The organism is Microbacterium sp. (genome assembly GCF_031178525.1).
GTDB lineage: Bacteria > Actinomycetota > Actinomycetes > Actinomycetales > Microbacteriaceae > Microbacterium.
The window spans coordinates 1-9704 of sequence record NZ_JAPSJA010000089.1 but is presented as its reverse complement, the minus strand read 5'-3'; the positions used below and the strand labels follow the sequence as shown (position 1 = coordinate 9704).

General features: G+C 74.0%; 8 protein-coding genes and 1 pseudogene. 6 read left to right on the top strand and 3 right to left on the bottom strand.

Annotation, left to right across the window (positions count from 1 at the left end):
* Positions 1-79 precede the first annotated feature (79 nt).
* Positions 80-820, bottom strand: coding sequence for an L-threonylcarbamoyladenylate synthase (locus RIF89_RS07650; protein ID WP_309068533.1), 741 nt, complete (start codon positions 818-820; stop codon positions 80-82).
* Between the two features lie 237 nt (positions 821-1057).
* On the opposite strand from RIF89_RS07650, the gene RIF89_RS07645 reads away from it, so the two are divergent.
* Positions 1058-2581 carry a sugar transferase gene (locus tag RIF89_RS07645; protein ID WP_309068532.1) on the top strand — a complete coding sequence of 508 codons (1524 nt, stop codon included), beginning with the start codon at positions 1058-1060 and terminating at the stop codon, positions 2579-2581.
* Between the two features lie 15 nt (positions 2582-2596).
* On the opposite strand, the gene prmC is transcribed toward RIF89_RS07645, so the two are convergent.
* Complete coding sequence (prmC, locus tag RIF89_RS07640; protein WP_309068531.1) at positions 2597-3493, bottom strand: peptide chain release factor N(5)-glutamine methyltransferase; 897 nt, start codon at positions 3491-3493, stop codon at positions 2597-2599.
* 138 nt (positions 3494-3631) lie between these two features.
* On the opposite strand from prmC, the gene cysK reads away from it, so the two are divergent.
* From cysK to RIF89_RS07615, 5 genes are all read left to right on the top strand, one after another.
* The gene (cysK, locus tag RIF89_RS07635; RefSeq protein WP_309068530.1) at positions 3632-4573 is read left to right on the top strand and encodes a cysteine synthase A; all 942 of its coding nucleotides are present in this window, start codon (positions 3632-3634) and stop codon (positions 4571-4573) included.
* Between the two features lie 15 nt (positions 4574-4588).
* Entirely contained in the window at positions 4589-5152 is a 564-nt protein-coding gene (epsC, locus tag RIF89_RS07630) for a serine O-acetyltransferase EpsC (protein WP_309068529.1), read from the top strand.
* A 2-nt stretch (positions 5153-5154) separates the two neighbouring features.
* The gene (locus RIF89_RS07625) at positions 5155-6546 is read left to right on the top strand and encodes an amidase (protein ID WP_309068528.1); all 1392 of its coding nucleotides are present in this window, start codon (positions 5155-5157) and stop codon (positions 6544-6546) included.
* Positions 6547-6617: 71 nt separating this feature from the next.
* Positions 6618-7445, top strand: a complete 828-nt coding sequence (locus tag RIF89_RS07620) for a WecB/TagA/CpsF family glycosyltransferase (RefSeq protein ID WP_309068527.1) — start codon at positions 6618-6620, stop codon at positions 7443-7445.
* Positions 7438-9201 (top strand): glycosyltransferase family 2 protein, encoded by a 1764-nt coding sequence (locus tag RIF89_RS07615; protein ID WP_309068526.1) that lies wholly within the window; start codon positions 7438-7440, stop codon positions 9199-9201. Before RIF89_RS07620 ends, RIF89_RS07615 begins: the two co-directional genes overlap by 8 nt.
* Positions 9202-9414: 213 nt before the next feature.
* On the opposite strand, the pseudogene RIF89_RS07610 reads toward RIF89_RS07615, so the two are convergent.
* Positions 9415-9704: pseudogene (locus RIF89_RS07610) on the bottom strand (hypothetical protein); the annotation flags it as partial.

Below are 9704 nucleotides of genomic sequence, written 5' to 3'. Positions count from 1 at the left end.
CGCATGCTCAGGCGCCACACCGCCCAGGCGAGCGCCGTCGTGAGCGCCGCCGTCAGGAGGATCGTGAAGAGGTACTGCCTCACGCGCGCTCTTCGTCGGGCGCCGTCGGCGCGGACTCGCGCGCGGCAGGCGCGGGGCTGTCGTCGTCCGCGAGCTCGAGCAGGTCGCCCAGCACGTCGCGCAGGTCGTCGCGCGACACGGCCCCGTCGCGCAGGATCCGCACGCGCGGCTCGTCTTCCCGCGGGCCGACGAGCGCTGTCGCGTCGACGATCGTGGACGCGACGCCCGTGCGGGACGGGCCGCCGTCGAGGTAGACGGCCACGCTGTCGCCGAGCATCGCCCGCGCGTCGTCGCCCGTCACCGCCGCCGGCTTGCCCGTGAGGTTCGCGCTCGAGACCGCGAGCGGGCCCGTCTCGGTCAGCAGCTCGAGGGCGATCCGGTGATCCGGCATCCGCACCGCGACCGTGCCCTTCGTGTCTCCGAGGTCCCACGACAGCGACGGCTGCGCCGGCAGCACGATCGTCAGCCCGCCGGGCCAGAAGCGCTCGACGAGACGCTCGACCGGCTCGGGCACCTCCTCGACCAGCGCACGCATGGCGTCGACGCCGGAAACCAGCACGGGCGGAGGCTGCTGCCGGCCGCGCCCCTTCGCGTCCAGCAGCCGCTGCACGGCCTGAGCGTCGAACGCGTCGGCCGCAACGCCGTAGACCGTGTCGGTGGGCATCACGATGAGGTGGCCGCGCGCGATCGCCTGGCGTGCCTGACGCATGCCGGAGAGCAGCTCGGCCTCGTCGCTGCAGTCGAAGAGGGGGGAGGACATCGGCACGATTCTATTTGCTTTGCCTCTGTCTGCTTCGCCCGCGTGCCGCCCCTCGTGTCTCGGCGATGTCCGGCGGCGCCGCGCCGCCCGGTGCGCGGGTGTATCACGCGGTGAAGGCCCCACTCCTCAGCGACAGTGCAAGACGTCCGTCACGGACGCGCCGGCCCGCTGCGGCGCGGAGGCGATCCGTCCTCGGTGCGGACGACACGACCAAGAACAGGACCTGAGGACCGCCCGATGACAACGATCGACGCCCCCCGTCCGCTTCTGGGCCGCCCCGCGGCACCGCTCGTTCCGCCCATCGCGCCGCCCACCCCGGACGACGACGCCGTAGCCGACGTCATCCCGAGGCTCGCGGCCCCCGTGACGACGCCTCCGCTCGCCCGGCGCCGTCATCGCGAGGCGGTCCACCGCCGGCTCGTGCTCGCGGGCGACACGGCGGTGCTCGCCCTGACCTGGGGCGTCGTCGCATCGATCGAAGCCACCGCGCACACCCTCTTCCCCCTCGCCGTCGCCGCGGTCGGCTGGTGGCTGGGTCTGGCGGCGTCGCGCTCGCACGACCCGCTGCTGTCGCTCCCGCGCGAGTTCGGGCGCATCACCATGGCCACGGGAGCTTCCCTCGGTGCGACCGCGGTCGTCACCGTGATGCTCTCGGCACTGCCCTCGGCTCTCGTCGACGTCGCGTGGCTCGCGCCCCTGCTCGCCGTCGCGCCCGCATCGCTGCTGGGCCTGGGGGCCGTGCGCGTGCTGTGGCGCCGCCGGCTGACGGCGCAGCTGCGGGTGGGCGAGCATCTCACCCGCGCGGTCGTGATCGGCGGCGCCGCCGAGGTGTCCTCGCTCGCGGAGGCGCTGTCCGCCTCCGAGCAGATCCGCATCTGCGGCACCGTCGTGTGGGACGAGGGCGCCCTCGGCGGGAGCGAGGACGGGTCCGCCGCCGTGCGCCGGACGGTCGACGCCGCCACGTCGCTGCGCGCGGACACGGTGATCGTGGCGCGGACGCCGACGGGTCCGCAGTTCCTGCGCCGCCTGGCGTGGGCACTGGAGGGCACGATCGCTGAGGTGGTGGTGTGGCCGGGGATCACGGAGGTCTCGTCGCCCCGCCTGCGCGTGCACTGGGGCGGCGACGTGCCGCTGCTGCGCGTCGCGCAGCCCGTGTACGACGCGCGCCGGGCCGCCAGGCGCGCGGTGGACATCGTCGTCGCCGCGATCGCGCTGATCCCGATCTCGATCCTGACGGTGCCGATCGGGCTCGCCATCCGCCTCGACTCCCGCGGGCCGGTGTTCTTCCGCCAGGACCGCGTGGGCGAGGGCGGCAGGCTCTTCCCGATGGTGAAGTTCCGCTCCATGACCGCGACCGCCGAGCGCGACCGGGCCGCGCTGATCGGGGCGAACGAGGCCGCGGGTCCGATGTTCAAGCTGCATCACGACCCGCGGGTGACGCGCGTGGGGCGCTTCCTGCGCAAGTACTCCCTGGACGAGCTGCCGCAGTTCTGGAACGTGCTGGCGGGCGACATGAGCGTCATCGGCCCGCGTCCTGCGCTGCCCTCGGAGGTCGCGGCGTACGACGAGGACGAGCGGCGCCGGCTGTACGTGAAGCCGGGGATCAGCGGCCCGTGGCAGGTCGGCGGGCGCAGCGACCTCGGCTGGGAGCGGGGCATCCGGCTCGACCTGCACTACGTCGAGAACCGCTCGATCGCGGGCGACCTGAGGCTCATGCTGCAGACGGTCCGGGCTGTCCTGCGCCCCCACGGCGCGTACTGACCCCGGGACGCGGGACTACGGCCGGATCGCGGTCGTCGTGCGGTCCCGGCGGGTCAGGTCGGGATGCGTGGCCGGGGCGCGCCATCCGGCCTCCGAGAGCAGGTCGCGGATCGCACGGCCCTGCAGCTCGCCGTGCTCGATCACGAGCAGCCCGCCCGGGCGCAGCAGGCGCATGCCGACGCGGCTGAGCTCGCGCACGACATCGAGACCGTCGGGTCCGCCGTAGAGCGCGGCATGGGGGTCGTGCAGGCGCACCTCCGGGTCGCGCGGCACGGCGTCGTCCGGCACGTACGGCGGGTTGGACACGACGACGTCGACCGTGCCGTCGAGCTCGGGGAACGCCACGGCGAGGTCCACGAACGCCAGTCGCAGGTTCGGGGCGCCGACCCGACGATGGTTCTCGCGCGTCCACACGAACGCGTGCGGCGAGTTCTCCGCCGCGTGGATGCGCGCGTGCGGCACCTCGGTCGCCAGCGCGAGCGCGATCGCCCCGCTGCCCGTGCCCAGATCCACGCCGACCGGCTCCGGCGAGGGCGCGGCGCGCAGCGCGTCGATCGCGAACTGCGCCACCGACTCGGTCTCGGGACGCGGCACGAACACGCCCGGCCCCACCGCGAGCTCGAGGTGGCGGAAGTATGCGACGCCGGTGATGTGCTGCAGCGGTTCGCGGGCGGCGCGGCGCGCCACGAGGTCCTCGTACCCCGCGGCCTGCTCCGGCGTGAGCTCGTCGCCGCGGATGACGCCGGTCTGCACCTCGCCGCGGCTCTGGTTCCGCAGATGCGCCAGCAGCAGCTCGGCGTCGACGTGGGCGTCCGGCACCCCGGCCTCGGCGAGCCGACCGGCCGCGACGCGCAGCACGTCGCGCAGGGCCCGGGAGGCGTGCAGCTCCTGGGCGGGATGCGGGGCGGTCATGAGCAGACAGCCTAATCCGCGGGCGTCATACGCGCTCGCGGGGCGTGGATCGCGCAATACGCTTGTGCCTGGCGGGCAGGATCCGCCGTCGTCCCGGCCCACCCGCCATCGGGCCCACCCTGAACGAGGAGAACCGTCATGTCCGGTGTCCACGCAGACATCACCACCGCGTTCGGCAACACGCCGCTCGTGAAGCTGAACCGCGTCACCGAGGACGCGGGCGCCGAGGTGTACGCCAAGCTCGAGTACTTCAACCCCGGCTCGTCGGTCAAGGACCGTCTCGGCATCGCGATCATCAACGCGGCGGAGGCATCGGGCGAGCTCAAGCCGGGCGGCACGATCGTGGAGTCCACGAGCGGCAACACGGGCATCGCCCTCGCGCTCGTGGGCGCGGCGCGCGGCTACAGGGTGATCCTGACCATGCCGGCCTCGATGTCCAAGGAGCGCCGCGTGCTGCTCAAGGCGTTCGGCGCCGAGCTCATCCTGACGGACCCGACCGGCGGCATGAAGCTCGCGCTGGCCGAAGCGGAGAAGATCGTCGCCGAGACGCCCGGCGCGATCATGGCGAAGCAGTTCGCGAACGCGGCCAATCCCGAGATCCACCGCCGCACGACGGCCGAGGAGATCTGGCGCGACACCGACGGCGAGGTCGACATCTTCGTCGCCGGCATCGGCACCGGCGGCACGATCACGGGCGTCGGCCAGGTGCTGAAGTCGCGCAAGCCCGAGGTGAAGGTCGTGGCCGTCGAGCCGACCGCCTCGCCGCTGCTGTCCGCCGGCACGCCCGGACCGGCGAAGATCCAGGGCATCGGCCCCAACTTCGTGCCGCCCATCCTCGACACCGACGTGTACGACGAGGTCGTCACCGTGGAGTTCGAGGACGCGCTCGCCACGGCGCGCGCACTCGCCGCGGGCGAGGGCATCCTGGCGGGCATCTCGGCGGGCGCCGCCGTCTGGTCGGCCGTGCAGCTCGCGAAGCGCCCCGAGAACGCCGGCAAGAAGATCGTCGTGATCATCCCCGACACGGGTGAGCGCTACATCTCCACGGCCCTGTTCGAGGATCTGCGGGAAGGCGCCTGACCTAGGCTCGTCCGCATGGGATTGCACGTCCGCGAGGATGTCGAGGCGGCGCGTCTTCGCGATCCGGCGGCGCGCGGGTTCCTCGAGATCGCGACGCTCTACCCGGGCCTGCACGCCGTGTGGGCGCACCGGGTGAACCATGCGCTCTGGCGGCGCGGCTTCCGCTTCGTCGCGCGCGCCGGATCGCAGATCACCCGCTGGCTCACCGGCATCGAGATCCACCCGGGGGCCAGGATCGGGAGGCGCTTCTTCATCGACCACGGCATGGGCGTGGTGATCGGCGAGACGGCCGAGATCGGAGACGACGTGATGCTGTATCACGGCGTGACTCTGGGTGGGACGACGCTGTCGAGGGGGAAGCGGCATCCCACCCTCGGCGACGGCGTCGCGGTGGGCGCGGGAGCCAAGATCCTCGGCCCCGTGACGATCGGCGCGCACAGCGCGGTGGGTGCGAATGCGGTCGTGACGAAGGACGCGCCGCCGTACAGCGTCGTGGTGGGCGTGCCGGCGAAGGCTCGTCCGCGCGCGACGGACGAGGACACCCGGCGCGTGCTGATGGCGCCCGAGTACATGATCTGACGATGACCGATCTTCACGAACTCGGACTGCGCACGCTCGCGGCCGCTCTGCGCGACGGCGACGTGACGCCGGTCGAGGCGACCGCGTACTTCCTGGCGCGCGTCGAGGCGCACGAGCGCCTGGGAGCCTTCGCCGAGGTCACGGCGGATGCGGCCCGCGAGCGCGCGGCGGCGCTCGGCACTCCCCCGACGGAGACGCCGCCCCTGTGGGGCGTGCCCCTCGCCGACAAGGATCTGACGGCGCGCGCGGGTGTGCCGACCCGGTACGGATCGCGGGCGTTCGCGGATCACGTGCCCGACCGGTCCGATCCCCTCGCGAAGGTGCTGGACGACTCGGGAGCGATCAGCCTGGGAAAGACGAGCACGCCCGAGTTCGGGCTGACGGGCTTCACCGAGACGCGGATCGGGCCTCCCGCGCGCGACCCGTGGGATCCGGTGAACGGCGCGGGCGGATCGAGCGGCGGCGCGGCCGTGGCGGTCGCGGCGGGCCTGCTGCCGGCCGCGCCGGCATCGGACGGGGGCGGGTCCATCCGGATCCCGGCCGCCACCGTGGGCGTCGTGGGCCTGAAGCCGTCGCGCGGACGCGTGCCCGCGGGTTCGGGCCTCGACTCCCCCGGAGGGCTCGCGGTCGCCGGCTCCATCGCGCGCACGGTGGACGACGCCGCGATGCTGCTCGACGTCCTGGCGGCCGGTCCGTATCCGTACGCGACGCGAGCGACGGGCGACAGCCAGATCTCCGAAGCGGCACGCGTGCTGCCCGGACAGCTGCGGATCGGCGTCACGACGACGTCGCCGTGGCAGGAGGCCATGGACATCCGCCTCGACGCCGCCGCCCGGAGCGCGCTCGACGAGGCGGTCCGCGTGCTGTCGGGCGCCGGTCACGAGTTGGAGGACGCCTCATGGCGTCCGACGGGCTACGCCGACATGTTCATGACGCTGTGGCGCGCTTCGGCCGCACGCATTCCCGTGCCGGACGAGCGGCTCGACGAGGTCGAGCCCGTCACTGCCTGGCTCATCCGTGAGGGACGCGCGCTCACCGCCGGCCGGCTGCTCGACGCCTACGCCGCCGCGACCGCGTTCGAACGCGCCACGATCACGGCGTTCGACGGCTTCGACGCCGTCCTGACGCCCGCGCTCGCCCTGCCGCCGCAGCCGCTGGGCTGGTTCGCGCAGGACGACCCCGAGCTGAGCTTCATGCGTCAGTGCCAGTACGCGCCCTACAGCAGCTTCGTCAACGTCGCGGGGCTGCCCGCCGTCACGGTGCCGGTGCTCGTGGAGGGTCATCCGGTCAGCGTGCAGCTCATCGGCCGCCCCGGCGGCGAGGCGCTCATCCTGCACCTCGCCGCCCACCTCGAACGCTCCCGCGGCTCGCTGCCCTGGCCGCCGGGCATCTGACCGAATCGCTTCCCGCGCGGGAATCCGCGATGTCGATGCATCACGACGGGAGTTCGTGTCTCTGAGAGTGCATGAGCTCCATGGACACCCTGACGGGAGCGATCCCGACCCTGGACACCGATGGCGTGTCGATCCACCTGGTGACGGCCGAGCCTGCGCTGCACGTCATCGCGGAGGCGGCCGCGCAGCGCCCCGTGCGCCCCCTCGCCGTGGCCTCGATCAACCTCGACCACCTGCACCACTTCGGACGCCACACGAACCCCGACGCCGCGCTCGTCGGCGGGCCGGTCGAGTGGCTGAACCTCATCGACGGCGCGCCCATCGCCGCGCACGCCAGGCGCGAGACGGGGCAGCAGTATCCGAAGCTCTCCGGCAGCGATCTCATCGTCGAGGTGCTCGGCCTCGCCGCCGAGCGCGGGCTGTCGGTCGCGGTGCTGGGCGGCGATGCCGCGGTGACCGAGCCGCTGCGGGAGCGTCTCGCGAGCGGATGGCCCGGCGCGCGTTTCGCGGGGCACTGGACGCCGCCGCGCGAGCAGCTGCGGACGCCAGAGGGCGCCGCGCAGATCGCCGACGAGATCCGTGCCGCCGGTCCCGACATCCTGCTCGTGTGCCTCGGGAAGCCGCGCCAGGAGCAGTGGATCGAGCAGTACGGCGCCCGCACGGGGGCCGGCGTGCTGCTGGCGTTCGGCGCCGTGGTCGACTTCCTCGCGGGCCGCGTCGCGCGCGCTCCGGGGTGGATCTCGCGCGCGGGCCTGGAGTGGGCGTGGCGGCTGATGCTCGAACCGCGCCGACTCGCGAACCGCTACCTCGTGCAGGGTCCGCCCGCCTACCTCGCGCTGCGCCGCTCGGCCCGTCCCGCGCTGCGCCGGCCCGCGCTCGGCGTCCCGCAGCATGCGTGAGGACGGTGAGGGCCGCTTCGTCCTGACCGGCCGTGCCGAGGTCGCCGCGATCGTGGTGACCTACGGCAGCGCCGCGGACCTCGGCCGGCTGATCCAGGGGCTGCGCACGGAGGCGCAGGATGTCGTGCTCCGCGTGATCGTCGCCGACAACTCGCCCGACGACGCCACACTCGGCGTGGCGCGCGCGCATCCGGACGTCATCGCGGTGCCGACGCACGGGAACCTGGGCTACGCGGGCGGCGTCAACGTGGGTCTTCAGTACGTCGGCGACGCCGAGTCGGTGCTGATCCTCAATCCGGATCTGCGCGTGCACGCGGGCGCCCTGCGCACGCTGCTGGGGCGGCTCCGCGCCGATCCCGACCGCGGCGTCGTCGTGCCCCGCATCGTCGACGAGACCGGCGCGACCTCGTTCTCCCTCTTCCGCGAGCCCGCCGTCCTGCGCGCTCTCGGCGACGCGGTGCTGGGCCCGCTCTGGCCGGGGCGTCCCGCTGCGCTTTCGGAGTGCGTGCGCGACCGGCGGGCGTACACGCGCGAACAGGATGTCGACTGGGCGACGGGTGCGGCCGTGCTGTTCTCGGAGCGCGCGGTCGCCGCCGTCGGAGAGTGGGACGAGCGGTTCTTCCTCTACTCGGAGGAGACCGACATCCTGCGCCGCGTGCGCGACGCGGGCCTCGCGGTCCGGTACGTGCCGGACGCGGTCGTGGCGCACAGCCAGGGGGGCTCCGGCTCCTCCCCCGCGCTCGAGGCCCTGCTGGAGGTGAACCGGGTGCGCTACGTGCGCAAGCACGCGCCCCGTCGCGCCGCGCTGTACCGCGCCGCCGTGGTGGTGGGCGCGGCGATGCGTGCGCCGCGCTCCGAGCGGCACCGTCGGCTGCTCGACGTGCTGAGAGACGACCGCGGCTGGCACGACCTGCCGGCCGCGACGTGGCGCGGGTCCGGGTCGGCGCACGCCGCGATCGTCATCCCGGCCTATAACGAGGCCGCCGTGATCGAGCGCACGCTGGCGCGCCTGGCCGAGCCCGCGGCCGCCGGGTCCATCGAGGTGGTCGTGGTGTGCAACGGCTGCACGGACGACACGGCGGCGCGCGCGAGCACCTTCCCGGGTGTCCGCGTCGTGGAGCTGGCCGAGGGATCCAAGCCGAACGCCATCAACGCCGGCATCGCGCGAACCGCCGCACGACCCGTGCTCGTGCTGGACGCGGACATCGAGCTGTCCTCCGCGGCGATCCCCGGGCTCGTGCGCGCGCTGCGTGCACCCGGCGCCGTCGGCGGTCGCCCGCCGTTCGAGTACGACCTGGCGAGAACCGACCCGTGGGTGCGCTCGTACTATCGCGCGCGGTCCCGCATGCCCGCCATGTCCTCGGCGCTGTGGGGCGCAGGCGTCTATGCCCTGACGCGCGAGGGCGCCGCACGCGTGACGCCGCTTCCCCCCGTGACCGCCGACGACGTCTACGTCGACCGCCGCGTGCGGCCCGCGGAGAAGCGGATCCCTCCGCTCGCTCCCGTGCGCGTGCGCGTGCCGCGCACGGCGCGGGCTCTGCTCGACACGCTCGTCCGCGTGCGACGCGGCCCCGCGCAGCAGGGCGTCGACACGGGCGACTCGACGGCGCGCCAGCTGCTGCGCACCGCCACGAGCGCGCCCCACGCCTGGGACGCCGCCGTCTACGCGGCGTTCGCGCTGCTGGCCCGCCGCCGTGCGACGAGCGCCCAGGCACGCTGGGAGCGGGACGGTTCGACGCGCATCGCGACCGCCTGAGAAACGGGATCGCCGGCGCCGCACCCGCTCGGGGTCGCGCCGGCGACCGTGACGCCCACGCTCGCGGGCGACTCGTCGAGCCGGGAGGCGCGCAGCACCGTGTCGCGGCCGCCGTGCCGCGACCGCACGGTCGACGGCGCGACGGGCGGCTGCCCGTACGACGGGGCCCGTCCGTCGGGACGGGCCGCGTCGTACGGGCCGTGCCGCGCGCCGTCACATCGTCGCGACGGGCCGCGCAGCCGAGGACACGGCGACGACCGCGGGGACACGCGGGGTCCGCGGTCGCGCGCGGAGCAGCCGCGCGACGCGGCGCTCGACGAACTCGTACATCAGCCACGACGCCGCCAGCGACGCCGGGAAGGCGAGCAGCGCGCCGAGTGCCAGCGGCAGCTCGAGCACGTCGGCGATGAGGATCATCCAGGCGAGGATCATGCCGTGCAGCAGGTAGAACGAGAACGACCAGCTGCCGAGCATCACGGACAGCGGGTGCGAGAAGACCGACC

Bases quoted from the DNA above. Each gene is read 5' to 3' on its own strand.
- epsC (WP_309068529.1), top strand. From the start codon at position 4,589: ATGGGATTGCACGTCCGCGAGGATGTCGAGGCGGCGCGTCTTCGCGAT.
- RIF89_RS07620 (WP_309068527.1), top strand. From the start codon at position 6,618: ATGAGCTCCATGGACACCCTGACGGGAGCGATCCCGACCCTGGACACC.
- RIF89_RS07650 (WP_309068533.1), bottom strand. From the start codon at position 820: ATGTCCTCCCCCCTCTTCGACTGCAGCGACGAGGCCGAGCTGCTCTCC.
- RIF89_RS07615 (WP_309068526.1), top strand. From the start codon at position 7,438: ATGCGTGAGGACGGTGAGGGCCGCTTCGTCCTGACCGGCCGTGCCGAG.
- RIF89_RS07645 (WP_309068532.1), top strand. From the start codon at position 1,058: ATGACAACGATCGACGCCCCCCGTCCGCTTCTGGGCCGCCCCGCGGCA.
- cysK (WP_309068530.1), top strand. From the start codon at position 3,632: ATGTCCGGTGTCCACGCAGACATCACCACCGCGTTCGGCAACACGCCG.
- prmC (WP_309068531.1), bottom strand. From the start codon at position 3,493: ATGACCGCCCCGCATCCCGCCCAGGAGCTGCACGCCTCCCGGGCCCTG.
- RIF89_RS07625 (WP_309068528.1), top strand. From the start codon at position 5,155: ATGACCGATCTTCACGAACTCGGACTGCGCACGCTCGCGGCCGCTCTG.